Raw genomic sequence first — 25,352 nt, forward strand, 5'->3', positions numbered from 1 at the left:
CCGATAAAGGGGGGCTTGTGCGACTAAAACGTCTGGAGATGGTTGGGTTTAAGTCGTTCGCCGATAAAACCCGCGTGGAGTTTGAGCCCGGTATTACCGCCATTGTCGGTCCGAACGGCTGCGGCAAATCCAATATTGCCGATGCCATTCGCTGGTCGTTGGGTGAAATGTCTGCCAAAACCCTGCGAAGCCAGCAGATGATGGATGTCATTTTTAACGGCACGGCGAACCGTCCCTCGCAAGGCTTGTCGGAAGTGGCGCTGACGTTTGATAACGCCTCCCACCAGATCCCGCTGGACTACTCCGAAGTGACCGTGGCCCGCCGGTTGTTCCGTTCCGGCGAATCCGAATACTCCATCAATAAAACGCAATGCCGTCTCCGTGACGTGCGCGAACTTTTTCTGGATACCGGCATCGGCAACGAAGGCTACTACGTCATGGCGCAGGGCAAGATCGAATTTATTCTCAGTTCAAGGCCGGAGGAACGCCGCGAGCTTTTTGAAGAAGCGGCCGGGGTGGCCAAGTACAAGGCCCGGCGGGACGAGGCGCTGCGCAAGCTGAATAAGGTCGAGCAGGACATGCTCCGGCTGAACGATTCACTGGCGATTTATAAGCAGCAGATGGACAGCTTGGAGTCGGCCGTCCGCAAAGCGCGCCAGCATCAAAAACTCCAGGAAGAGCTGCGCACGCTGGAGATCTCTTCGTTCGTGCACGGATTTCAAAAGGCGCAGACGGATTGGGAGAGTGTCCACACCCGTCAGCAGGAAGAGCAGGAGCGCTTGAGCCGGCTTCAGGAGGATGTGACGGTCCGCGAGACGCGTCTGTCTGAGGCGCGCACGCTTTCCGAGCAGCTCGAACTCGACGTGCTCGAACGTCAGAAAACCGTGGCCCAGATGGAAAGCGACTGGGCGAAGACCGAAGCCGAGCGTCACGCCGCGCAGGAGCGTCAGGGGGAGTTGGAGCAGGCGCAGAAGCGTCTGGAACAGGAAAGCGTCCAGCTTCAGTCTTCCGTCGAGGAATGGCGTCAGACCCAGGCCGCTCTCCAGCAGGACGTGGCGGCTTTGCGGGGCCAGTTTCACGAACGGAACGAAAAATTTAAACATGAAAATGAACGTGGCCGGGTCGAGCAGCAGGGCGCTCACCAGAAGCAGAAGGAACTGGAACAGACCAAAGCCCGCCTGCTGGAACTGGCGCGCCTCGTCGGGCACCACCGCAATGAAACCGTCCGCTTAACCTCGCTGTCCATCCGGCACGAGGAATCCTCCAAAGCCAAACAACGCGAGCTCGAAAAAGTGCAGACGCGCCGTTCTGGGTTAGAGGAGCAGCTGCAGCAGCAGGGACAACTGGCCCAATCCACCCAGGACCGTCTGAGGAGTGCGCAGAGCCGGCTCTCGGAACTGGACGCGCAGCAGCAGAAGGACCGGGACGCGCTGGCGGACGTTGAGAAAAATATTCAAGAATTGCGGGAACGTCTGGCGCGCCTCGGCGCCGAGAAAATCGCTCTGGAGCGGTGGCTCCAACAGGATCCCGTGGCGTTGGCCGCGTCCGCTCTCCGCCAGGCCTCCTTGCCGGGGATTCATGGTCCGGTGTCGGACCTGCTGCGCACCTCCAATCCCTATCAGCGGCTTCTGGACCGCGCGCTCGGCGACCGTGCCCATTATTTTGTCGCCGAATCCCTGAATGACGCTCAGGCCGCCGTCCGTTTCCTTTCCGACGAGCATAAGGGCTGGGCGACCTTTCTGATCCTGGACCGTTTGATGCAGAGCCAGGACCTGCCGCCCCTCGATGAGCATTTCGGCAGCCGTTCCCTGGCGGTCCAGGTGGATTGTGACCTGATGTTTAATCCTGTCAAACAATTTCTCTTGAGCAAAACCTACTACGTGGGCGTCACGCTTTTTGAGGAGAGCATTCTTCAGGGCGGCGCCGACCCCGAGGGCGTCAGCTTTCAGGCCACTCCCGCGGATCTCAGCCGGCTGCAGCAGGAGCTGACGCAGGATCAACAGTCGCTGGGGCAGTTCGAAACGCAGCGGCAGGGGCTGCACGAAGCGGTTTCTCAGCGCGAGACGGAACGCGGCCCCATCCAGGCGGAGCTCAGCCAGATCCAGGTCGTCGTCCAGGTCCAGCAGGAGACGCTGAACCGTCTTCGGGAAGACCTGCAGATGATCGGCACGGAAGAGCGGCTGCTCGAGCGCGAGCGCCAGGAAGCCCTGCAGGCCATCGCGCAGGCCCAGAAGGCGCTGCAGCAGGAAGAGATTTTACTGACGACGCTGGAAGAAGAGGATAAAACCCTCCAGCAGACCCTTCAGAGCCAGGACAGCGCGCTTCACGAACTGCGGCAGAAGATTCAATCCCAGCAATCCGCCATCGCGCAGCTTCGCGTGGAAGCCGAAACCATGCGGGAGCGTTTGCTCGGCAAGGAAAAGGAAGAAGAAAACGCCCGCGGGCGTCTGGGGACGGTGGAGCACCGGATCGGGCAGATTCAGGAGGAGCAGGCCCAGAATGCCGAACGGTTAAGCCAGGTGATCGCGACCCAGACGGAAAAAACCCAGGCGCTAGAATCGCTGCAAACGGTCCGTCAGTCGCAAGGCGCTTCACTGACGGAACTTCTGTCCCAGCGGGAAGGCCTTCAGGGCCAGCTCCATCAGCAGGAACAGGATCTCTCCGCCGCCCGTCAGGCGCTGGCCCAAGCCCAGACCCAGGCGCAGGAAGCCGAGTTCCAGGTCCGCACCCTCGATCAAGAGCGCACCCGTTTGGAGCAGATCCTCAGAGACACCTATCAGCTCTCATTAGAAGAGGCCAGGTCCTCCCATGGCGAGATCCAGCCTAATCCAGAGGAACTGACGCGCATTCGCCGCCGTTTGGAAAGCCTTGGCGCGGTGAATCTCGCGGCGCCGGAAGAACACGCTCAGTTGGAGGAGCGCTATCATTTTCTGCTCACGCAGCAGCAGGATCTCTTGAAAGCCAAGGAAGATCTGCATCAGGCCATCTCCAAAATTAACGCCACGACCCGGGAGCATTTCCGGACAACCTTCGACCAGGTCCGGGCCCATTTCCAGACCCTTTACCAGACGCTTTTCCAGGGCGGGGAAGCCGATCTGATCCTCACCGACGAGCACAACCTGCTCGAAACCGGAATTGAGATCATGGCCCAGCCGCCGGGGAAGAAACTACAGAATATCACGCTGCTCTCCGGCGGCGAGAAAGCGCTGACCGCTATCGCTCTTTTATTCGCCTTCTTCATGGTCAAACCGAGCCCCTTCTGTCTCCTGGACGAAGTCGATGCGCCTCTGGATGAAGCCAACGTGGGCCGCTTCCTGCGCATGGTCAAGTCCTTCTCGGAAAAGACCCAGTTTATTGTCATCACCCACAATAAGCGGACCATGGAAATGGCCGATGTCCTCTATGGCGTCACCATGGCCGAGCTGGGAGTCTCCAGCCTCATCTCCGTTAAACTGCAAGAGCGAAAGCCCGCCGACGTTGTGGCCGCTTAGGGCTCGACCGGCGTCCTTCCACATCCTCGGTTCGCGCGTGGACCGGGTCGGTTTTTCCGACGCTCTCAACATCATGCTGTCTCTGGTTGAAGAACCTTCCTTTCATCAGGTCGTGACGGTCAATACCTTGATGCTTCTAGCCGCTGAGCAGGATCCTGTGCTTCGCCAGTTGTTGTCAGACGCGGCATTGGCGGTACCGGAATCCTGGGGGATCGGCTGGGCCGGTCGCCGGCTCCGAGTGCCTCTTCCCCATTTTGTCCCCGGCATTGATTTGATGGAAGCGCTTTGCGAACAGGCCGGTCGCCGCGGACAAAGCATTTTTCTTCTAGGTTCCCGGCCCGGGGTTGCCGAAGCCGCGGTGCAAGCGCTGGTCCGGCGTTACCCTGGCCTTCGCGTCGCCGGGACTCACCACGGTTACTTCTCCAGGGCGCAGGAACCCGAAATCATTGAGGCCATCCGGGCGGCAGCCCCCACCTATCTGTTTGTGGGCCTGTCGATGCCGGATCAGGAGAAATGGATTTACCGGTACCGGGCTTCGCTGGCCGCACGCGTGGCCATGGGCGTGGGCGGAAGTTTTGATGTCTTGTCCGGACAGCTTCACCGCGCGCCGTTTTGGATGCGCCGCCTGGGAATCGAATGGGTGTACCGGTTGATGCAGGAGCCGTGGCGCTGGCGGCGGATCGCGCAGCTGCCGGTGTTTATGCGGAAGGTTTGGCTAAGCCGCTAGTTGGTCGACGGCAGGGGAAACCGGAACCTCGGCTGTCATCCGGGCGGCTGGCAGCCGGATCACGAACGTTGTCCCCTTATTCAACTCGGATTGGACCTCGATCAGCCCGTGGTAATTTCGGACGATGTCTCTGACAATACTGAGTCCGAGGCCGGTCCCTTTACCGGACGGCTTGGTCGTGAAGAAGGGGTCAAAGATTTTTTTGCGAAGATCTTCCGGGATGCCGATGCCGGTGTCCCGCACTTCCACCACCATCCAGTCCTGACTGCCGAACAGTTGACGGCGCGTCCGTACCGTGACGGTTCCGCCGGCCGGCAGCGCGTCCATGGCATTGCTGCAGAGGTTTAAAACGATCTGCTGGATTTCTCCCGGCCGTCCGACCATCCAAAGATCGCACTGAAATTCCGTCAAAATCTGAACCCCCAGCGCTTTCTTCCCGATTCGAACCAGCTCGAGAGCATCGGTGACGACACTGTTCAGCTGGAACCGTTCTTCGCCTTGAGGCAGGCGGGAGAACCGCAGGAGATTTTCCACGAGTTCGTTGCAGCGGTTGGCGCACCGCTCGACGATCGCCAGGAATTTTTGCGCCGGCTCCGCTTCCGGCAGCAGCGTGCGCAATTCACTGACGTAACCAATGATCACGCACAGCGGGTTCCGGATCTCATGGGCCAGGGCTCCGGCCATATGGCCCATGGCGGATAATTTCTCCGCCTGGACCAGCTGCGCTTGTTTGCGGTCCAGCTCCCGCATGACCGAGTCCCGTTCTTTTTCGAGCTCATGGATCCGCCGGCGGCTTTTTTCAGTCTCTTCGGAAAGGTATGTGGAGAAGAAGGCCAGAATAAAGAAGAACGGAAACCGCAGCAAGATATGCGGGTCCAGGAGGTCGATGTCAGGTTTTTGATGAATGAGAAGAGCCGAATAAATCATCCCGGCGACGACGGCCAGCGGGATCGCATCCTTGATGCGGCGGCTTAAGGAAGCCAGATAGACGATCAAAAAACAAATCAGGTAGAGATCGGCATCCAACCCTGCCGACGAATAGAGCGCGGACCCGATCAGGCCAACGTCCATGAGGAATAGAACCGACGGGCCCCGTCCGGAAAGCAGCGGCGAGTTTTTCCAGAATCCGAGAGCCACATTGGACGTTCCGTAGAGCAGGCAGATCGAAAGGGGCAGCCAGGCGTACGTGAGAGATTTCCCTTCCGTACAGTTGTAGGCGGACAACAGCAAAAGGCCCAGGAAAACCAGCCACCGCAGGACCACCAGAGTGCCCTGGTCCGACAGGTGGAATTGGCGTTTTTGCCACGAGGTGCCGTCTTTAAAGATGTGTGCAAGGAGTTTCATCATTTTAAAATTAAGTCAAGGGACGCTCCGCCGCAAGGAAACAAAATGTTGCCGCGGCTTCTTTGGATTTGTTAAGGGGCCCGTCAGCGCGGACCGTCGGGAATTTGGGAAAATGATTTACAATTACGGGAAGGTTCGGGTGCCATTCTGAAATCTCTTCATTTAAACATCGTTTCAGGGGTCGTCTTGCTGGGGTTTTTGAGCGCGCCGGCGTTTGCCTTTAATTCATCCTTGAAGCTCAAGGTCTATGAGCGCCGCTCCGGCGATGAGCCTGACCGAGTTTTGGGATTTACCCCGGCGCGCACGGACAAACCCATCTCTGTGCCGCCGGAACGGATCTGGTACGTCCGGCCGATCGGAGCCTTGACCGAGCCAGCGCTTCAGCAATTGGCCCGGGAGATCCAGCAGAAGCACATCCCAGGGCTGGATTTATCGGATCACTGGGAACTCGCCGACAAGGGATTTTCTCACTTTGACAACTTGACCGTCTTGCGGTTTCTGGATATTTCCCGGACGCGCTTGACGGATGCCAGCATGCCGGTGGTGCATTCGTTGACGTGCTTGACCATCCTGATGCTGCCTCCGAAAGTTACGGATCAGGGATTGGCGGCCGTGCAGGGGCTCTCCCAGCTGACCGAGTTGACGCTGGACCGGTCGGAGGTCAGCTCCGCCGGGTTAAAGAGCCTGGCGGCTTTTTCGCATCTTGGGAGCCTGGACATCAGCGACACGATGCTCCGGGATTCCGATCTGGCTGAACTCCGCAATCTTCCGCGGCTGCGCCGGATCGTTTTGAACGGTTTGATCACGGATGCCGGCGCGGTTCAGCTTGCCCAGATTCAGACGCTTGAGGAGATTGATCTCAGCCAGTCGCAGATCGGCGATCAGGGCATCCCGGCGCTGGCCGGGCTGCCGCATCTGAGAGTGCTTTATGCCAATAAAAAAATGGATGATGCCGGGCTCCGGTCGCTGGCCAAAAACCGTTCGTTGCAGAGCCTGGATTTATCTGGCGCCTCCGTGACGGACAAAGGCATGGAATCCCTGTCGACGATGAACTCATTGAAAGAACTGGCGCTCAGCCAGACCGCGGTGGGAAACAAAAGCCTTCCCTTCCTGGCGCAGCTGCCGCAGTTGAGAGTTCTTGAATTAAGTGATACGCAGGTGAGCCGGGCCGGGTTGGCCCCGCTCGTGAGGGCCAGGTCTTTGAAGGTTCTTTCACTCTCCTGGGACACGTTGTCCCGGGAGGATCTCGCGGGCATGGCGAAGCTGGTTCAGTTAAGGACCATCATCCTGAACGGAGTTCCGCTGTCGGAAACGACGATGGCCAAACTTCGCCAGCTGAATCGCGAGGTCTGGGCGCCGGTCAATAGTATTGAAGGGGCACGTCTCAAACTGGTCCTTGCGGAAGACTCCATCGAGGCGCGCGCGCTGGCTGCCCCCGTGGCCTCGCCTCGAGCCGGCATCCCAACGGTGCGCGCGATCCCTGAAGCGCCGGCCGGCTACACCTCACCCAAAGTTCTCTCTGAATCTTTGCCGGCGCATCCGCTGGTTTCAGGCGAGACCCAGACCCCGCTGAAGATCGCCTCTATCCCCAAAACAGGACTTCCCATCCAGCGGCCTGTTGCAGGACCGGCGGACAACCTGAGTTTGCAGACCCAGCCGCTGGAACGCGCGAAGGTTGAACGGGTGTTGCCCTCAACGTCTTCGGTTCTTCACGTCAAACCGCTTCAGCCGGCGAAATCAAAAGCGCGCGGGCTGGAAACGCCGGGAGTTCCATCGTCCAATCAACCGGTGGAAGGAAGCGTCCGCAAACCCGTGCTTCCCGCTGATCTGAAACAGACGGAAGATGATTTATTGAAAGTGATTGCGCTCAAGTCGCGTCCGTCCCGCCGGAGTTTTTCCGGCCTGGCGGAGATGCGCGAGCTGTGTGATGCGAAGGGAGACGCTCTCTCCGATATCGCCCTGGAAAAAGAACAGGGCGCGATCAAGATGCGCGAAGACCGGCCTGAAAACTCTTTGGGAGAAATCGAGATCAATGCGACGAGCAGCCGGTCCCGGAGCCGTCGCGGTAATCGGAAATGAACTCAGCGGAGAAATTCATGAAGAGCGCGCTGGCTCTGGCGGTCCGGGGGCGCGGACGCGTGCACCCGAACCCGATGGTGGGCGCGGTTCTGGTCCGGAACAACCGTGAAGTCGGCGCCGGCTTTCACCGGTTTTTTGGCGGACCGCATGCGGAAGCGGAAGCGCTTCGAGCGGCCGGAGCGCGCGCCAGAGGCGCTACGCTGTATATCAATCTGGAGCCCTGTTCCCACTGGGGCAAAACGCCTCCGTGTGCGGAAGCGCTTGCGGCCGCGGGGGTCCGTGAAGTGGTGGCCGCCATGCGCGACCCGAATCCTCTGGTCGCCGGCCGCGGGTTTGCCTTTCTTCGCCGGCACGGCATCCGGGTGAAAACCGGTGTCCTGGAGGCCAGCGCTCAGCGGTTGAATCGAGCATTTGTCAGCTGGGTGGTCCGGAAAAAACCCTATGTGACGTTGAAAGTGGCCTCCTCTCTGGATGGCCGGATCGCTACCGCCGGCGGAGAGTCGCGGTGGATCACATCCGCGGCCGCGCGATCCTCCGGTCACCATCTGCGGGCCGAGGCGGATGCGATCGCGGTCGGTATTCATACTGTTTTAAGAGATAATCCGTCCCTTCTGGCGCATGGACGCGGCCGCGATCCGCAGAGCGTGATTTTTGACAGCCGTCTGAGAATCTCCCCGTGCGCGAAAGTGCTTCAGGGCCCGTCCCCGGCATGGATTCTCTCTACCGTGCGCGCTCCCCGGCGGAAACGAGCGATTCTGGAAGCCCAAGGCGTTCACGTGGAGATCCTCCCTTCCAGTCTGGGTGGACGTGTGAATGTGAAAGCCGCGCTGGTCTGGCTGGCGAAAAAAGGCATCGCGCATCTGCTGGTCGAAGGCGGCGGTGAACTGCACGCGTCATTTTTAGAAGAGAAGGCTGCTGACGAAGTCATCTGGTTTATAGCACCTAAAATTCTCGGGGGACTTCAGGCCAAACCCGCCATCGGGGGTCGGGGAGTCCGGCGATTAAAAGACGCATGGCCGCTCAAAGGCATGTCCATGACGTCTGTTGGAAAGGACTGGTGCATCCGAGGGAATCTGAGGGATTAAGGCTATGTTTACCGGAATCATTGAGACGATTGGAAAAGTAGTAAAATACGAACGAAATGCTGCGTGGATACAGCTCCCGTTCCGCCGCCTGTCGCTGGGTGAAAGTGTCTGTGTGGACGGGGTCTGTCTGACCGCTTCTTCCATTCGAGGATCAACGGCTCGTTTCGATATCGGTCCTGAAACCGCCCGCATCACCACGTTAGGCTCCCTGAAGCCCGGTTCCTGCGTTAATCTGGAACGGGCGCTAAGGATCGGCGACCGGCTGGGCGGGCATTGGGTTACGGGTCACGTCGAAGACCGCGGACGGATCGTCAAGATTGAAGACGCCGGAGACAGCTGCTTTCTGTCGTTGAAAGTCCCCGCGGCGCTGACGCGCTACATTATCGCCAAGGGAAGCCTGACCATCGACGGGATCAGCCTCACGATCGTTTCCCGGCGAAAGCGCCAAGTTAAAATTATGCTGATTCCGCACACGCTGTCACACACCACGCTGGGCCACAAGCGACCGGGCGATTGGGTGAATCTGGAAACGGACATTCTGGCGAAGTACGCCCAAGCGACCTCTTAAAATTATGTCTTTTTCCTCTATCCCTGATGCTATCCGTGATATCCGAAACGGCCGGATGATTATCGTTGTCGATGACCCTTCCAGGGAAAACGAAGGCGATCTCGTCTGCGCGGCCTCGAAAGCCACGCCTGAGTTGATTAATTTCATGGCGAAGTTCGGACGGGGATTGGTCTGCCTTCCCATTCTAGGCGAGCGTCTGGACCAGCTGCGGATCGCTCCCATGGTCGAGCATAACCAGGAGCTGCGCGACGCCGCGTTCACCGTTTCCGTGGATGCCCGCCAGGGCGTGACCACCGGTATTTCCGCAGGGGACCGCTCACGGACCGTCCGGGCGATTCTGGCGCCCAAAACCAAACCGGAAGATCTGTCGCGGCCTGGCCATATTTTCCCGCTTCGCTACCGCGAAGGAGGCGTGCTGGTGCGCGCCGGTCATACCGAAGCCGCGGTGGATCTGGCGAAGATGGCCCGGCTTTATCCCGCCGGCGTCATCTGCGAAATTATGAATGAAGACGGTACCATGGCGCGGATGCCTGAGCTCAAGCGCTTTGCCCGCCGGCATCATCTCAGAATGATTACGATCGAAGAGCTCATTGAATACCGGCGCAAGACCGAGCGGCTCGTGAGCCGTTCCGTGACCGCCAAACTTCCGACCCGTCACGGCAATTTTATAGCCCATCTTTATGAGGATGTTTTGAACAAGGAACATCATCTGGCGATTGTTCACGGAGATGTTGATGGAAAGAAAGACGTTCTGGTCCGCGTGCACTCGTCCTGCTTTACGGGAGACACGCTGGGCTCGCTGCGCTGCGATTGCGGAGAGCAGCTTCACAAGGCGCTCGCCCGCATCGCTCAGGAGAAGCGGGGCGTCCTGCTCTATATGCATCAAGAGGGGCGCGGCATCGGCCTGGAAAACAAGTTGAAGGCCTACGCGCTTCAGGACCAGGGCATGGACACCGTCGAGGCCAATGAAGCGCTGGGATTCAAGCCGGACCTGCGTCATTACGGGATCGGCGCCCAGATTCTGGTGGACCTGGGGTTGAGCAGCATCCGTCTGATGACCAACAATCCCCGGAAAATCGTCGGGATCGACGGCTACGGCCTGCACGTGACCCAGCGGGTGCCGCTGGAAGTGCCGGCCAACCGGACCAACCGGAAATATTTAAGAACGAAAAAAGAAAAAATGGGACATTTGCTGGAACAAATTACAGTACAGTAAACACACGTCGTCACCCCCGAATGCCCCTGTCCCGTCACTTGTCGACGTGGGACTGCCCCGACAATATGACTTCACAGGAGGACGGGGCTGTCGGGGGTCCAGCAAAGTCATTCTGGATCCCCCGCCAGCGACCGCGGGGGATGACGTTGGGTGTAGTAAGGGAAAATTTATGGTGACCGCTAAAACGAAACTCACTCTGCCTAAGGATGCCGCTGCTGGAAAACGGTTCGGTATCGTGGCGGCGCATTATCACGAAGAGCTGACGCAGGTCCTGCACGCGGGCGCGGTCTCGGTCTTAAAAGAGCACGGCGCCAAAGCGGACAATATCGTGACGGTCTGGGTTCCGGGGTCTTTTGAGATCCCTCTGGCGGCCCGGGCCATGGCCCAGCAGTCTTTTGACGCCATTATTTGCCTCGGTGTGATTGTGAAGGGGGAAACCTCTCACGATAAGTACATCGCCAGGGAAGTGGCGCGCGGCATTTCACAGATCTCCCAGAAATCAGGTATTCCTGTGTCCTTCGGTGTGCTGACCACTCAGACGCTGGAGCAGGCGCAGGCGCGCGCCGGCGGAGACAAAGGAAACAAGGGCGCTGAAGCGGCGGAGACGGCGGTGGCCATGATTCACGTTTTGAAACAAATCAAAGATTGTTCAGCGAAACCGAGCCAAAGCGTCGGTTTCGGCTTCGGACCCCAATAACCCATGGCCAACGGATCACGTCGGCAGGGTCGCGAAGCGGCTTTGCAGGTTGTTTATATGGTTGATTTGTGCAAGCAGTCCGTCACCGACGTGACGGCGGCGGCCTGGTCGGAGGAGCCGCTGACGGAAAAAATACGCCAGTTTGCCCAGCATCTGGCGCAGGGCGTGGTGGAGCGGCAGGCGGAAATCGATCAGCTGTTGAAGAAGTACACGGAGAACTGGGAACTGAGCCGGATGGCGGCGATCGACCGGTCTATCTTGAGGATCGCGGCCTTTGAAATTTTGCAGGATCTGGAAACGCCCATTAACGTGATCATTAATGAGGCCGTTGAAGTGGCGAAGAAGTACTCCACGTCGGAGTCCGGCCGGTTCGTGAACGGGATTTTGGACAAGCTGAAGCTGGAACGCAAGAGCTGAATCTGTTTTAATCATCTACACATGGATCGAGCCGAAGCCAGAAAAACCATCGAGCAGCTCCGCGAAGCCCTCCTCCAGCACGATTATCTTTATTACGTTCTCGCCCAACCGGAAATTACCGATACCGACTATGACAAGAAGTTGCGCGAACTGGAGAATATCGAGAAGCAATTCCCGGACCTGATCGTGCCCGATTCTCCCACCCAGCGCGTGGGAGGGATGCTCGTCGGCGCGTTCCCGTCGGTACCGCACCGCTCGCCCATGCTCTCGCTGACGAACGCCTACAACGAGAATGAAGTGCTGGAGTGGGACGACCGGCTTCGGAAGGCGCTGGGGATTACGGAATTCAATTACGTGACGGAGCCCAAGATCGACGGGGTCAGCCTGTCGCTCATTTACGAGAACGGGGTGCTTGTGCGCGGGGTCACGCGCGGTGACGGCGACACCGGCGAAGACATCACGCTGACGGTGCGGACCATCCGTTCGATTCCGCTGCGGCTTCGGCCTCCTTTTCCGACATTTTTTGACGTGCGGGGGGAAGTCTACATGGACCGGAAAGACTTCGCCCGCATGAATACCCAGTTGGAGAAGCAGGGGGAAGAATCGTTCGCCAATCCCCGCAACGCCGCGGCCGGTTCGCTGCGGCAGAAAGATCCCGCGGTTGCCGCGTCACGGCCGTTGCGCTTTTTGGTCCATTCCTTCGGTGTTGCCGAGGGGCTTAACTGGGCCAATCACTACGATTTCCTGAAAGCGTGCACCGTGATGGGACTGCCCGTGCCGCCGTACAACCAGCGCTGCGACACCGTGATGGAGTGTATGCGGCATTGCCGGTTTCTGGAGCGCGAGCGCGACAGCCTGGCTTACGATATCGACGGCGCGGTGCTCAAGGTGAACGATTTCCGGCTGCGGGAGCGGACCGGTTCGACGCATAAATCCCCGCGTTGGGCGATCGCCTACAAATTTGCAGCCCAGCAGGGGCTCACCCAGATCCTCGATATCAAAGCGTCCGTCGGGCGGACCGGCACCATTACCCCGGTGGCGAAACTCAAGCCGGTCTCGGTCGGCGGGGTGACCATCTCGAGCGCCACCCTTCACAACTTCGATGAGATCAAGCGTCTGGGCGTGAAGATCGGGGACCCCGTCATCGTTCAGCGCGCCGGCGATGTGATTCCCAAGGTGCTCAAAGTGGTGGAAGAACAGCGCACTGGCAAAGAGAAAGTTTTTCAAGTGCCCGAGGAATGCCCGGTCTGCGACAGTCCCATCGCCAAGGAGAAAGAAATCGAGGTGGCCTACCGCTGCACGAACCCGGGATGCCCGGCCCAGCTTATGCGCGGGCTGCTGCATTACGCCAGCCGCGAAGCGATGGATATCGACGGGATGGGCGAAGCGCTCGTCAATCAGCTGGTGGAACGGAAAATGATCCGGGACATCGCGGATATTTATTCGTTAACGAAGAAGGACATCAGCCGTCTGGAACTTTACGCGGATAAGCGCACCGACAATCTTCTCAAGGCGCTCCAGCGCAGCAAGACGCGGGCGCTCTCGCGCCTGCTCTTCGGGCTGGGCATACGGCATGTGGGGGAAAAGGCCGCGTATGTCCTGGCCCAGCAATACCGGACGATGCCCGCGCTGATGGAGGCCACCGAGCCGCAGCTACGCGCGATCCATGAAGTCGGGCCGGTGATGGCCAAATCCCTCGTGTCCTATTTTGGTTTTCCGACGACACGCACGGTTTTGAATAAACTCCGGCGGGCCGGGCTCACCATGGAAGAGAAAGTGGCCGAGGTAAAAGGGCCGCAGCTTCTGGCCGGCAAAACCGTGGTGTTCACCGGAGAACTGGAAAGCATGAGCCGCAGCGAAGCGGAAGCGAAAGTCCGTCAGCTGGGGGGGAATCCCACCGGAAGCGTTTCCGCCAAGACCGACCTGGTGGTGACCGGCAACGCGCCGGGATCCAAATTTACGAAAGCCCGCAAACTCGGCGTCAAAGTCCTCACCGAAAAAGAATTCCTCGCCAAATACGACGGCCAACAAAACTAAGCTCGGGGAGCCGCCTCCGCGTTCGCTCTAGCGCAGTTTCCCCACACGGAAGCCCGTGTGGTCGCGTCACGGGACTGCCTTCGGCTCGGAGCCCCACACACGGGTTCCTCGCCGAAACACCCGGCCGCCCCGTTCCGCTGAAACTGCAATATCGCTCACCGCGAAGGCGGCTCCCCTCGCAATAAAAACGTAGGGGCGCACCGCTGCCCGCGCTTCCGCAATTTCTTGTAGCGCGCAGGCACCGCGGTCGTATGCGGTGTGCGCCCACCATGTATTCGCCGGCCAACCCCCGCCGCGCCTCTCGATAAGATGAATAAATGACCTCCAAGTGGCTCTAAGAGCCAGGAGGTCTTCCCTTGACGGGCTGTAAACTTATAGCTACACTCGATAAGGTATGAAGAAGAAAATACAGAAAAGACCCCCGGCTGTTCCCTATGAAAAAGGACTTTACGAGGATCTTCGCAATCCCGAAGAAGCCGCTGGCTATCTGAATGAAGCCCTGAAAGAGGGAGACCCGGACGGGATCCTTCTGGCTATGCACGATGTCGCCAAAGCGCGCGGTATGTCTCGTATCGCCGACACAATCAAGGTGCACCGCGTCAGTCTTCACAAAATGTTGAGAAAGAACGGCAACCCAGGCTTACGGACATTTCTGATGCTCTTGAGCGAATTCGACGTACAGCTTTCCGCCGCCAGTCACAAGCCTCTCCCACGCGCCGCGTAGTAGGGGCGTACCTAAATGATAGGATTTGAGCAAGATGACAGAGATTTGCGCAGGAATTTTCATTTTTATCTTTTCTGCTCTCGTGCCATCAATTCTAGAGAGTTTCGTTTATCTCTTTATTGCTTATGTGGTTGCTCTTATATGTGAATTTGTTGTGGTTTTTTCGTATCTTAAAAAACGTTCCTTGGTGCCAAGAATTTCTATTTCGGTAATTGCATGCCTTCTATTCGGTTTGATTTTCTGGAAACCTCTTCATGAGAAATATATAAAGGAATACGGACAAAGAAGAGATGATTTATACAGTAAAGGAATCGAAGATACGCTTGAGAGTAAGAGACATGTTGCAGCCTTGAAACATGATCGTAAGAATAGCCATTCCATTTCATCTAAAGATTTTTCGTTCTATATAAATAATGTGAAATTTGCTTATAGGGATAATGGTGACCCTATGCCAATTCAAGTTGACCTATCAAACAGTACTGGGACCAATATTGTTATCAATGTGCATAATGATGCAAAAACTCTTGATAAAGCACTGATAAATTTTCAAATACAGGATTGTGGTGCTGAAACTCCAACTGGTGATTGGACAAAGCTAACCACTCCTGAGAATGTGGCAGGATTATCATTTGCAATATCGTCCCAAACGAAGCCACCCTTTTTAACTCGTGGCTTCCCCACAAATTTTCCGATTATTAAAATAGATTGCAAGGGATTACTTGATGTACATGGCAGAATGGATTTATATGCAGACGAGGTAGCAAATCCAACACCATATTTCTTTAGATTAGTTGATAAAAAAATGGTTTTCGCAAAATAAAAATGAACTAAGAACAATTAAATCTTCTGATAAAACTGGTCTCCCAGCCTGCGAAACCATTAAGCACAAAGCAAAGCGAGCAGGCCCAGTACGTGGGGACGGGGTCTGACACTTTCCGAGAAGCTAGGGGTTCAAAAGGGACAGAGCATTTCCCCAAAAGGCCCACCTGATAAGATAAAGTGAATAGTGAGAGGTGAACCAACCATGAGAAAAGCACTTTACCGCAGCCGGTCCGCTCCGAAGAAGAAATCCCGCGCCAGGGTGTGGCACCGGAAACCCGCGGCCAAACCGCTTGCCAAACGCGCGGGCCCGCGCAGTAACTTTCAGAACATCAGTCAGGAAAAAAGACGCCGCAAAAAACCCGGAAAATAACTGCGCCTGCCGCGGAGGAGAAGTGTCATGGAAGAATTGACGGTTGAAGAACTGGCGCAAAAAGCGGCCAAGCTTGTGGATTGGGCCGATTACCAAAAAGGATCGATCGTCAGCCGGAAGATTATTCAGAAGGAAACGGGATCTGCGACATTCTTTGCCTTTGACCAGGGCCAGGAGCTGAGCACCCATCGCGCTCCTTATGACGCCCTCGTATACCTTGTAGACGGTGAGGCGGAAATACAGATTGACGAACAGCTCCACCATGTTTCGGCAGGGCAGATCCTGATGCTTCCCGCAAACCGGCCTCATGCGGTGAAAGCGGCCCGGCGCTTTAAGATGCTGCTGGTAATGATATAGTCTTGAAGAAAGATGCCTGACCCAAAGGAGCCTGGATCGATAGACGAGCGAGCAGGTTCTAGAGGTTGCGGCGGTTCAGGAGGACGGCTCCGGCGATGGCGGCGGCCGCGCCGCTGACCAGCATCCACATCGCCTTGTTCGTGGCGGAGCCGGTGAAGAACCTCGAGACATCCGAGCTGAAGGACTGCGACGCGTTGAAGCCGGTAACGATCAGGATGATACCCGCGACCAGCAGGGCCAATCCGAGTGCTTTAGTCATAGAACCTCCGGGGGAAGCGATTTAAACTTTTTTGTGCCGGATGTATCCGATCAATTTCAGGAAAACGAAGGCCCCGATCACGGCCATAATCAATTGACCGAGCAGGCTGTAGGCCGCAATACCGAGCAGGCTAAAAAGAAATCCACCGATAAACGATCCGAGTATGCCGATGACCATATCCCCGATGATCCCAAACCCGCTGCCCTTGGTCAGGCGCCCCGCTATGTACCCCGCCAACAGGCCGATCAGTAAAAACCAAACGAAGGATAATCCCATAGGCCCCACCCTCCCTTTCACCCGTCATTCATTCCTTCAATTTCTATTTAACTTCATTGCGAGGAGTCCCGCCATCAGGGTTTTACCGATGGTAAATATAGGCTTGACCCGGACGGGGGAGTAATTGCCTATAATCAAACGATAGCAGTTGGGTAGATAGCCGATACGGATAGATGGAATCCATTGGATATGTAGGGGCGCACCGCTGTGCGCCCGATAGCCAGGAGGTCGCCGTATGATGCCCGTTGGTCCTTTGATGGTCGAACACCGGCTGATCGAGCGGATGATCGCTCTGCTGGGAAAGGAATCCGCGCGGATCCGGTCCACGGGCCTGGTCGATGTGGAGTTTGTTCTTTCCGCGGTTGATTTCATCCGGACCTATGCGGACCAGTGCCATCACGGGAAAGAGGAGAATATCCTTTTCCGGGATCTGGGAAAGAAAACGTTGTCGTCGGAGCATGAGCGGGTCTTGATCGAGCTGATAGCGGAACACGTCAAAGGCCGCCAGGTTGTCCGGGATCTCGTGGCGGCGCAGGAACGGTATCTCAAGAACGACAAGACCGCTGTCGATGAAGTCGCCCGGCTCATGGACGTTCTCGTCCAGTTTTATCCGAAACATATCGAAAAAGAGGACAAGCATTTCTTTATCCCCTGCATGGCGTATTTCACGAAACCCGAGCAGGAGGCGATGCTGGCGGAGTGCTACGACTTCGACCGCCGGCTCATTCACGAGAAATACGACCAGGTTGTCCGGCATCTGGAAGGGAGCAGGTGAGTCATGGATAAATACCGCTGTACCGTTTGCGGGTATCTCTACGATCCTGCCAAAGGAGATCCCGAGGGGAATATCCCGCCGGGAACGGCTTTCGAAGACCTTCCGGACGGCTGGCAATGTCCGCGATGCCACGCTTCCAAAGAATTGTTTGAACAGGAGGGGGAGTAAGATATGCTTTATTGTCTGCACGTCTTCCTGTGCGGGATGAGAGGGTTTTAATAACTCGCTCCAAGAAAGGACCTTTATGGCCGGCCTGCTGATCTTGCTGATATTTTATGGAGTTCCTGTCGTGGCGGCGGGGTACATCGCTCGCCAAAAAAAGCGCAGTGTGATTCTCTGGGCGCTGGCCGCTGTGTTCTTTTCGTACCTCGCTCTAATTGTGGTGGCCTTGCTGTCTTCGAAAGATCCAAAACCAGCGACCGGGAATAGCACGGTGAGCATTGTAGCGGTTGTCCTTGCTGTCATTTTTGGTGGCCTCATCATTCTCGGGATTCTGTCCGCCATCGCTATCCCACAGTTCATAAAGGCGAAGGTCAAAGCGGATGAAGACATCACCAAAAGCAATCTCCAGGACATTCGGTTGGCGCTGGATGCCTATTATGGCTCAACGAGCGGACACTACCCTAAAACGCTGGAGGAACTGACTTCTGCGAAGGGGGTACAGAATTTTCAGCAGATCCCGGAAGCGATTCTTCCCCGCACGGATAACAACGTCGGTCATCCGCGGACCTCTTCGGTCACCACCGGAAACCTGAGCGACGGGGTAACCGATACGGGCGGGTGGTTCTATGATACGAGCCGCGGCAATACCGCAGGCCGGGTTGTTGTGAACTGCTCCCACCAGGACGTGAGAAGTAAGCCTTGGGACAAATACTGATCTAACGAAATAACCCAATGTAACGTATTGGTGGGCGCACACCGCATACCCCGCTGTGCGCCCGACTTTGGTAGAATAAATTTCCATGAGTAAACCCCAGAAGCGCGTTTTGATCAGCGTCACCGATAAAACCGGCATCGTTGAGTTCGCCAATGAACTCCGCACCCGGGGCTATGAGATCATCTCCACGGGAGGCACCGCCAAGAAGCTGAAACAGGCGGAAGTGCCTGTGCGCGAGGTGGAGGAACTGACCGGCTATCCGGAAATCCTCGACGGCCGCGTGAAGACGCTCCACCCCAAAATTTTCGGTGCCTTGCTCGCCATCCGCGGCAATCCCCGTCATGAAAAAGACATGGCCGCTCACGATATCGAGGCGATCGATATGGTGGTGGTGAACCTATATCCTTTCGAGAAGGTCGTAACCGAAACGGTCCTTCCCGAAGAAGAGCTTCTGGAATACATCGATATCGGCGGCGTGACGCTGCTGCGGGCCGCGGGAAAAAATTTCCATCACGTGACGATCGTCAGCGATCCGGCGGATTACGCGGTGGTGCTTCAGGAATTGGCGGATTATCAGGACGTCCGCCTGCAGACCAAGCGGCGCCTGGCGGCCAAGGCTTTTGCGCACACCGCGCGCTACGATGCGGTGATTGCCTCCTACTTCCGCGAGCGCCAAAAGGGAGAGGATGTTTTCCCTCGGGAAATGACGGTGGGTCTCAAAAAAGTGCAGACCCTCCGCTACGGGGAAAACCCGCACCAGAAGGCCGCGATTTACCAGGAGACCGGCGCGCGCAGCGCGGAGTGGGGCATTGTTACGGCGAAGAAGCTCCAGGGCAAGGAGCTGTCTTATAACAATTACCTCGATCTGGAAGCGGCCTGGAGCCTGGTCAGCGAGTTTCAGCAGACCGCCTGCGTCATCGTCAAGCACAACACACCCTGCGGCGTGGCGCTGGCCGACAAACCGATCGACGCCTTCCATCTGGCGCAGGCCTGCGATCCGATGAGCGCGTTCGGCGGGATCGTCGGCTTCAACAAAGTCGTGGATGGTCCGACCGCTGAAGAGATGGTGAAAATATTTCTGGAGTGCATCATCGCCCCGGGTTACCGGCCGGAAGCGATGGAAGTCTTTAAGAAAAAAGAAAACCTACGATTACTGGAACTACCGCAGTTCATTACGACCGCCGCGAAAGAATTTGATCTGCGGCGCGTCTCTGGCGGGCTTCTGGTCCAGGAAAAGGATTACGCGCAGAACACGACGATGAAAACCGTGACCAAAAAAGCCCCGAGCGCGGAAGCGATGGCCTCGCTGGAATTCGCGTGGCGGGTGGTCAAGCACGTGAAGTCGAACGCCATCGTGCTGGCGCGCGGCCAGCAGACGATCGGGCTGGGGGCGGGGCAGATGTCCCGCATCGACGCGCTGCGCGTGGCTTGGATGAAGTTTCAGCAGCAGCAGCCACTGATCGTGGCGCATCCGCAGCCGCTGGTGCTGGCGTCCGACGCGTTCTTCCCGTTCCGGGACTGCGTGGATGAGGCGTCGCGGATGGGGATCGCGGCCATTGTGCAGCCGGGCGGATCGATCCATGACGAGGATTCCATCCGCGCGGCCGACGAACACGGCATCGCCATGGTCTTTACCGGCATGCGTCACTTTAGACATTAATGACCGCTAAACCCACAGTCGCAATTATCGGTCTCGGCCTCATTGGAGGTTCGCTCGGCCAGGCGTTGCGGCGCAGCAAGCGCTACCGGGTGATCGGCTTCAGCCGGCGGCCGGTCACGCTCCGGAACGCGAAACGTCTGGGCGCGGTCGACCAGACCTTCACCCGGCTGGACGATCTTCACTCCGCGCAGATCGTTGTCCTGGCGACTCCCGTCGACAGAATTATCCCGACCGTCAAAAAAATTCTCCCGCATCTGCGGCCAGGGACATATCTCACCGATGTGGGAAGCGTCAAAGGCACGCTCGTTCCGTCGATTTTCCGTCTATTGAAGGGACGGTCCATCCATTGGGTGGGCGGACATCCATTAGCCGGATCGCATAAAACAGGCGTAAAGGCCGCTAGAAGCGATTTGTTTCAAAAGGCGACGTGTGTGCTCGTTCCCGCCACGAAAGCCTCTTTAAAACCAATTTTGGCCCTTTGGAACGCGGTTGGCGCGCGGCCTCTCATCCTTTCCGCGCGGGACCACGATGCCGCGGTCGCGATCACGAGCCACTTGCCTCATGTGCTGGCCCATGCGCTGGTTCAATTAGTGGCGGCTCACCCGGACCAGGTCCTTCTGAAAAAAATGGTGGCCGGTTCTTTCCGGGATGTGACCCGTATCGCTTCTTCCGATCCGGAGCTGTGGGCCGAAATCTTCCGGGCCAATGCGCCTCAGCTTCGTCGAGCCATTCAGCTTTTCCGCCGGCAGCTGGTCCGCCTTGAACAAACGCTGGAACGGCCGAGCCTGCGACCGCTTTTAAAACGCTCCCAGCAATTCCGGTCTCCGCTTTTTCATGGAATCTAAAACCATCGCACCGGCAAAAACAGTTGCCGGGACGGTCGAGGTCCCCGGAGATAAATCCATCTCGCATCGCGCGGTCATTCTGGGCGCCCTGTCCAATCGCGTCTGCGCCGTTGATAATTTTCTTCTGGCGGACGATTGCCTCCGCACCGTGGAAGCCTTCCGGCAGATGGGGATCGTCATCGAATCCTCCGGCACGCATCTCTCCATTCGCGGGCAGGGGCTGGATGGGCTGAAACGTCCGGCCGGTCCTATCCAGTGCGGCAACTCCGGGACGACCACCCGGCTGCTGATGGGAGTCCTGACCGGCCAGCCGTTTGACGTGCAACTCATCGGAGACGCCTCACTTTCGCGCCGGCCCATGGATCGTGTCATTGAGCCGCTCAGCCAGATGGGGGCTAACTTTCTCGATATCAAAGACAAGCCTGCTTATCTACCGTTGCGGATGCAGGGGAGCCGGAACGTTCGAAGCATCCACTGGAAGAGTCCAGTGGCGAGCGCCCAGGTGAAATCCGCGATTCTGCTAGCGGGTTTGTACGCGTCGGGTTCTACAACGGTGGAGGAGCCGTCGCTCTCCCGCGATCATACCGAACGGATGCTTCAGGCCAGCGGCGTCACGCTGGAACGAAAGGGAGCCAGTGTGAGTGTGTTGGGGACCGCCACGGTGCGCGCGGACGCTTTTCAGGTTCCGGGAGATCTGTCGAGCGCGGCGTTTCTTCTGGCCGCCGGGTTGTTGCGTGGTCCTCGTGTTGTTGTGCGCGGGGTGGGTGTTAACCCGACGCGCACGGGATTTCTGGACGTGATCAAGGCCATGGGCGGAAGCTGCCGGTTCGTTTCAGCCACGGAGTCGGGCGGCGAACCGCTGGCGGATATCGACGTTCAGAAGTCTTCCCTGAAAGGACTTTCCATCGGCGGCGAGATGATCCCGCGCGCTATCGATGAGATCCCCATTCTGACGGTGCTGGCCACCCAGGCGCAGGGGCGGACGGTGATCAGCGATGCGAAGGAGCTGCGGGTCAAAGAATCGGACCGCCTGGCCGCCTTGCGCGAAGAGCTTTCGAAAATGGGCGCCCAGATCACCGAGAAACCGGATGGGCTGGTGATCGACGGGCCAACGCCTCTGACCGGCGCGGTGGTCAAGAGCCACGGCGACCATCGCCTGGCGATGTCCCTGGCCGTCGCCGGATTAGTCGCCGGCGGGACAACCACCATCGAAGATGTCGCCTGCGTAGCGACCTCGTTTCCGTCCTTCTGGTCTTTGCTGGAGCAGCTCCGGGGGAACGCATGAGCGCGCACCCCCACCGTCCCGGCCAGGCGAACCCGCTCTTCAATCCGTTCTTGTACTTTCTTGGGAAACAATTTACCGGCCGGTCTTTTGATCTCATCTGGCGGCGGCGCGTGTTCGGGCTGGAAAATATCCCGCCGGCCGGCACGCCGGTCATCTTTGCCGCCAACCACCGTTCCCTGGCGGATCCTAATCTCGTCGGCAGCGCGGTCCCCTATCCGATCCATTTCTTTACCAAGGATGAGCTCTTTCAGATCCCGCTTCTGGGGTGGTATATCCGCAGGGTGAACGCGTTTCCCGTGAAGCGAGAGGAGCATGATGTGGGCGCGTTCCGGCGGGCGGTCCACATTCTGGAGCATGGAGAAGCCCTGCTGCTTTTTCCGGAGGGCGGACGGCGGCTCAATCCCGCCCGCCAATGGAAAGCCAAGGCTGGTGTGGGCACGCTCGCCTGCATGACCGGCGCGCAGATTGTTCCCGTCGGTGTCCTTCATTCGGAGCGCTTTACCCGTCTGTCCGGCATTACGGTGCGCTTTGGAAAGCCGATTTTCCCGCCGGAAAAAGAGGGGAATCGAGCCATGTATCAGGAGTTAAGTAATCGTGTGATGCAGCGCATTAAGGAGTTATGTGATGAGCCCGAATAAGACCACGCTTCGTTTAATAATTGTGACGCAGGTGTTCACCTTGTTTGCTGTTCTTTTAATGCCTGTTCTGATCCGGATTCTGGATGAAACGTCCGGCATGGTGCTGTACGCGCTGCTCATCCTGATTTCAGTGGGATTGACTTTGGCCCTCCGCTACGCCCTGATCTCTCTCGATTAAACCGGCCGCCGGCCAGACGCGCCATCCGAGTGGAAATGGTATACTCCAGACGGCCAGATGGTTACACTGGCTGTACACATTTTTTGGAGGAGTAGGGTATGGCTGAAGAGAAACTTCTCATCGATGATATGTCCATGAGCGACTTGCTGGCGGGGATTCCTGAGCGCGTATCGAACGGGACCGTTGTGCAGGCGCGCGTTCTCGGGAAGTCCGCGGAGGGCGTGCTGGTGGATATCGGTCTCAAGATGGAAGGTCTCATCCCTAGCGGTGAATTCCCTGATTTTGAAAAAACCCTGCCCTTTGAGATCGGTGCGACGATCCCCGTTCTGGTGCGGCAGTTGGATGGTCGCGATGCCCATCACAAAGTTTCCTGGCGTGCGGCGAGGGAGTCCACCGCCTGGGACAAACTGACGAAGGCTTTTCAGGCACAAGAACCGCTGGACGGAGTGATTGTCCGGAAGGTTAAAGGCGGTTATATCGCCGATATCGGTGTGGACGCCTTTTTGCCGGGCTCACAGGTGGATATTCGCCCCACCAAGGATGCCGACAGCTGGATCAAGCGGAACGTTACCATTCTTATCACCGAAATGGACCGGAATAAATCCAATGTGGTTGTCTCCCGGCGCAAGCTTCTGGAGCGGGAACGGCAGCGCCTGCGGGAAATCACTTTGGCGCAACTTGCGGAAGGCCAGGTGTGCGAGGGCGTTGTGGCCAGCGTGACGAATTTCGGGGCCTTTGTCGACATCGGCGGCATTGAAGGGCTGCTTCACGTTTCAGATATGACATGGAACCGCGCCGAGCGTGTGGACAAATTGGTCAAGGTCGGACAGACGATGAAGGTTAAAATTTTGAAGTATGAGCCGGCCACGCAACGGATTTCGTTGGGGCTGAAGCAGTTACAGCCGCATCCCTGGGAAGGAATTGCCAAACGCTATGCGGTCGGATCCTTCGTGAAAGGGAAAGTCACGACCGTGACGTCCTTCGGTGTTTTTGTTGAACTCGAGCCAGGGGTCGAGGGGCTGCTGCATGTCAGCGAGCTTTCCTGGAAGGACCGTGCGGCCAAACCCCAGGACCTTCTGAAGATCGGCCAGGACGTGGAAGCGAAAGTGCTTCTGGTGGATTCGTCCAAAGAAAAGATTTCGCTCTCCCTGAAGCGCGTGGGTCCAAGCCCGTGGGATATGGCGAAGACCCATTATCCGGCAGGGACTCATGTGAAAGGCCCCGTGACGCACCTGACGCCGTTCGGCGCCTTTGTCATGCTTCCGGAGGGGATTGAAGGCCTGATTCATATTTCGGATATTTCCTGGACCCAGCGCGTCCAACACCCGTCGGAGCTGCTCACCGTCGGCCAGGACGTGGAAGTCGTGGTCATGGATGTGAAAGCGGACGCGGAGAAGATTATTCTGTCCCTGAAGCATCTGCAGCCGGATCCCCTGGCGAGTTTTCGCGTGGGTCAGGTCGTGACTGGGCCTGTCACGCGCCTGACGGATGCGGGAGTGGTTCTGGAATTGGCTCCCGGGGTGGAAGGATTTGTCCGCCAGATGGAGCTGCCCGAGAATCTCGAAGGCCAGCTTCAAATCCCGCCGGTCGGCCAGGAAGTGACCGGGAAGATCAGCCGGATCGATAACCGGGACCGCCGCATCGATATCGCCGTCCGGCGCTATGACCGGGAACAGGAACGGCAAATGATTAAACGGTATGCCAGTCAGAATCAGCAACCGTTAACGCTGGGGGATGTTCTGGTGGACGCCGGAAACACCGAGGAGGTCAGCGAGTAGCGATGGCGTCACGCCGTCCTCTTGTTCTGGACCTTTCGATCGTCGCGGTGGGGATGGCCCTGATCGTGTTGACTTTCCGTAGTTACGAAATCCCCAGCGCCATTAAACGAAACCACAAAACGTCCCGACTCTCAGCCTCTGAAGCCAACCGCCGCATCGAAGCCTGTAAATCCCGCCTGCAGAAAAATCCGGACGATTTTGACGTTTGGACACAAATGGCCATCGCCTGCTACGGGAAAGGTCCTGACTCTTATGTGGAAGCGCTGAATGCGCTGGAGAAAGCGCGTTCGCTGGGCGCGACGAGCGAAGAACTGTTTTATTATGCCGGTCTCATGTATGACGCGCTGGGGCTTCCCGCGTACGCCGTCAATGAGCTCACCAAATACCTGCGTCACCACCCGCAGGACTATGAAGCGCAGGCGCATCTGGCCAACGCGTACTTCAAAGAAAAACGATACGATGAAGCCTTGGATCTTTATAAGCAATCCATCCGCCACCGGCCGAAGGATATGACCGCCTGGTTCAATTACGCGGTGATCAATAAAGAAAAGGGGAATCTGGATGACGCGCAGGCCGCTCTGGAAAAGGCCAAAACCCTGGCCGGCGTGCTGCCGGAGGGGGGACTTTTCCAGGAAGGGGAAATCGCGCGGCTCAAAGGCTCTGATGTGAATGCCATGGCTCTCTACAAACAGGAGCTGGCCAGTCATGCGGAGTTTCTGCCTGCTTTAGAGGCTCTGGAAGCGGCGCAGCGGCGCGCCAACTTATGGAAAGAAGTTAAAGAAACACGGCAGCGGATCGCTGAAGTCAAAAAAGCGAAAACTCCCCCTTCTGTGCCGAATTAAGGGAT

The 25,352-nt window shown here is 57.6% G+C and carries 26 protein-coding genes; 23 read left to right on the plus strand and 3 right to left on the minus strand.

The features are described from left to right. Positions 1-17: 17 nt before the first annotated feature. Both WC859_00535 and WC859_00540 read left to right on the plus strand, forming a co-directional pair. On the plus strand, positions 18-3,491 hold the full coding sequence (locus tag WC859_00535) for an AAA family ATPase (protein MFA5974637.1): 3,474 nt from the start codon (positions 18-20) through the stop codon (positions 3,489-3,491). After that, entirely contained in the window at positions 3,478-4,218 is a 741-nt protein-coding gene (locus WC859_00540; GenBank protein ID MFA5974638.1) for a WecB/TagA/CpsF family glycosyltransferase, read from the plus strand. Before WC859_00535 ends, WC859_00540 begins: the two co-directional genes overlap by 14 nt. Here the strand turns inward: WC859_00540 and WC859_00545 are convergent. Further along, positions 4,207-5,565, minus strand: a complete 1,359-nt coding sequence (locus tag WC859_00545) for an ATP-binding protein (GenBank protein MFA5974639.1) — start codon at positions 5,563-5,565, stop codon at positions 4,207-4,209. The genes WC859_00540 and WC859_00545 overlap by 12 nt on opposite strands. Positions 5,566-5,760: 195 nt before the next feature. Here WC859_00545 and WC859_00550 point away from each other — a divergent pair, with 195 nt between their 5' ends. The 11 genes from WC859_00550 to WC859_00600 all read left to right on the plus strand — a co-directional run bounded on the left by WC859_00550 (position 5,761) and on the right by WC859_00600 (position 15,934). Then, on the plus strand, positions 5,761-7,641 hold the full coding sequence (locus tag WC859_00550; GenBank protein ID MFA5974640.1) for a hypothetical protein: 1,881 nt from the start codon (positions 5,761-5,763) through the stop codon (positions 7,639-7,641). A gap of 17 nt (positions 7,642-7,658) precedes the next feature. Further along, on the plus strand, positions 7,659-8,726 hold the full coding sequence (ribD, locus tag WC859_00555) for a bifunctional diaminohydroxyphosphoribosylaminopyrimidine deaminase/5-amino-6-(5-phosphoribosylamino)uracil reductase RibD (GenBank protein ID MFA5974641.1): 1,068 nt from the start codon (positions 7,659-7,661) through the stop codon (positions 8,724-8,726). Between the two features lie 4 nt (positions 8,727-8,730). Then, complete coding sequence (locus WC859_00560) at positions 8,731-9,294, plus strand: riboflavin synthase (protein MFA5974642.1); 564 nt, start codon at positions 8,731-8,733, stop codon at positions 9,292-9,294. 4 nt (positions 9,295-9,298) lie between these two features. Next, positions 9,299-10,510: a bifunctional 3,4-dihydroxy-2-butanone-4-phosphate synthase/GTP cyclohydrolase II gene (locus WC859_00565; protein MFA5974643.1), complete on the plus strand. Its 1,212-nt coding sequence runs from the start codon at positions 9,299-9,301 to the stop codon at positions 10,508-10,510. Between the two features lie 169 nt (positions 10,511-10,679). Then, entirely contained in the window at positions 10,680-11,207 is a 528-nt protein-coding gene (gene ribH, locus WC859_00570; GenBank protein ID MFA5974644.1) for a 6,7-dimethyl-8-ribityllumazine synthase, read from the plus strand. A 3-nt stretch (positions 11,208-11,210) separates the two neighbouring features. After that, the gene (nusB, locus tag WC859_00575) at positions 11,211-11,624 is read left to right on the plus strand and encodes a transcription antitermination factor NusB (GenBank protein ID MFA5974645.1); all 414 of its coding nucleotides are present in this window, start codon (positions 11,211-11,213) and stop codon (positions 11,622-11,624) included. Between the two features lie 21 nt (positions 11,625-11,645). Continuing rightward, the gene (ligA, locus tag WC859_00580) at positions 11,646-13,661 is read left to right on the plus strand and encodes an NAD-dependent DNA ligase LigA (GenBank protein ID MFA5974646.1); all 2,016 of its coding nucleotides are present in this window, start codon (positions 11,646-11,648) and stop codon (positions 13,659-13,661) included. A gap of 394 nt (positions 13,662-14,055) precedes the next feature. Continuing rightward, complete coding sequence (locus WC859_00585) at positions 14,056-14,385, plus strand: addiction module antidote protein (GenBank protein ID MFA5974647.1); 330 nt, start codon at positions 14,056-14,058, stop codon at positions 14,383-14,385. Between the two features lie 25 nt (positions 14,386-14,410). Next, positions 14,411-15,205, plus strand: a complete 795-nt coding sequence (locus WC859_00590; protein ID MFA5974648.1) for a hypothetical protein — start codon at positions 14,411-14,413, stop codon at positions 15,203-15,205. A gap of 204 nt (positions 15,206-15,409) precedes the next feature. Next, positions 15,410-15,577: a hypothetical protein gene (locus tag WC859_00595; GenBank protein ID MFA5974649.1), complete on the plus strand. Its 168-nt coding sequence runs from the start codon at positions 15,410-15,412 to the stop codon at positions 15,575-15,577. A 27-nt stretch (positions 15,578-15,604) separates the two neighbouring features. Then, the gene (locus tag WC859_00600) at positions 15,605-15,934 is read left to right on the plus strand and encodes a cupin domain-containing protein (protein MFA5974650.1); all 330 of its coding nucleotides are present in this window, start codon (positions 15,605-15,607) and stop codon (positions 15,932-15,934) included. A 58-nt stretch (positions 15,935-15,992) separates the two neighbouring features. On the opposite strand, the gene WC859_00605 is transcribed toward WC859_00600, so the two are convergent. Both WC859_00605 and WC859_00610 read right to left on the minus strand, forming a co-directional pair. After that, positions 15,993-16,193: a DUF3185 family protein gene (locus WC859_00605; protein MFA5974651.1), complete on the minus strand. Its 201-nt coding sequence runs from the start codon at positions 16,191-16,193 to the stop codon at positions 15,993-15,995. A gap of 21 nt (positions 16,194-16,214) precedes the next feature. Further along, complete coding sequence (locus tag WC859_00610) at positions 16,215-16,469, minus strand: GlsB/YeaQ/YmgE family stress response membrane protein (protein ID MFA5974652.1); 255 nt, start codon at positions 16,467-16,469, stop codon at positions 16,215-16,217. A 235-nt stretch (positions 16,470-16,704) separates the two neighbouring features. On the opposite strand from WC859_00610, the gene WC859_00615 reads away from it, so the two are divergent. From WC859_00615 to WC859_00660, 10 genes are all read left to right on the plus strand, one after another. Beyond that, complete coding sequence (locus WC859_00615; protein ID MFA5974653.1) at positions 16,705-17,244, plus strand: hemerythrin domain-containing protein; 540 nt, start codon at positions 16,705-16,707, stop codon at positions 17,242-17,244. Positions 17,245-17,247: 3 nt separating this feature from the next. Beyond that, complete coding sequence (locus WC859_00620) at positions 17,248-17,412, plus strand: rubredoxin (protein ID MFA5974654.1); 165 nt, start codon at positions 17,248-17,250, stop codon at positions 17,410-17,412. A gap of 76 nt (positions 17,413-17,488) precedes the next feature. Further along, positions 17,489-18,121, plus strand: a complete 633-nt coding sequence (locus WC859_00625; GenBank protein MFA5974655.1) for a hypothetical protein — start codon at positions 17,489-17,491, stop codon at positions 18,119-18,121. 85 nt (positions 18,122-18,206) lie between these two features. Beyond that, positions 18,207-19,781 carry a bifunctional phosphoribosylaminoimidazolecarboxamide formyltransferase/IMP cyclohydrolase gene (purH, locus tag WC859_00630; GenBank protein ID MFA5974656.1) on the plus strand — a complete coding sequence of 525 codons (1,575 nt, stop codon included), beginning with the start codon at positions 18,207-18,209 and terminating at the stop codon, positions 19,779-19,781. Further along, on the plus strand, positions 19,781-20,626 hold the full coding sequence (locus WC859_00635) for a prephenate dehydrogenase/arogenate dehydrogenase family protein (protein MFA5974657.1): 846 nt from the start codon (positions 19,781-19,783) through the stop codon (positions 20,624-20,626). Before purH ends, WC859_00635 begins: the two co-directional genes overlap by 1 nt. Then, positions 20,616-21,911 carry a 3-phosphoshikimate 1-carboxyvinyltransferase gene (aroA, locus tag WC859_00640; GenBank protein ID MFA5974658.1) on the plus strand — a complete coding sequence of 432 codons (1,296 nt, stop codon included), beginning with the start codon at positions 20,616-20,618 and terminating at the stop codon, positions 21,909-21,911. Before WC859_00635 ends, aroA begins: the two co-directional genes overlap by 11 nt. Continuing rightward, complete coding sequence (locus tag WC859_00645) at positions 21,908-22,549, plus strand: lysophospholipid acyltransferase family protein (protein ID MFA5974659.1); 642 nt, start codon at positions 21,908-21,910, stop codon at positions 22,547-22,549. The genes aroA and WC859_00645 overlap by 4 nt, the downstream gene beginning before the upstream one ends. Beyond that, entirely contained in the window at positions 22,536-22,727 is a 192-nt protein-coding gene (locus WC859_00650) for a hypothetical protein (protein ID MFA5974660.1), read from the plus strand. Before WC859_00645 ends, WC859_00650 begins: the two co-directional genes overlap by 14 nt. 98 nt (positions 22,728-22,825) lie before the next feature. Then, entirely contained in the window at positions 22,826-24,505 is a 1,680-nt protein-coding gene (locus WC859_00655) for a 30S ribosomal protein S1 (GenBank protein MFA5974661.1), read from the plus strand. A 2-nt stretch (positions 24,506-24,507) separates the two neighbouring features. Continuing rightward, a complete protein-coding gene (locus tag WC859_00660; GenBank protein MFA5974662.1) occupies positions 24,508-25,347 on the plus strand; it encodes a tetratricopeptide repeat protein in 840 nt (279 codons plus the stop codon). Positions 25,348-25,352: the final 5 nt, after the last annotated feature.

This window comes from Elusimicrobiota bacterium, assembly GCA_041660185.1.
Lineage (GTDB): Bacteria > Elusimicrobiota > Elusimicrobia > 2-01-FULL-59-12 > 2-01-FULL-59-12 > JBAZWU01.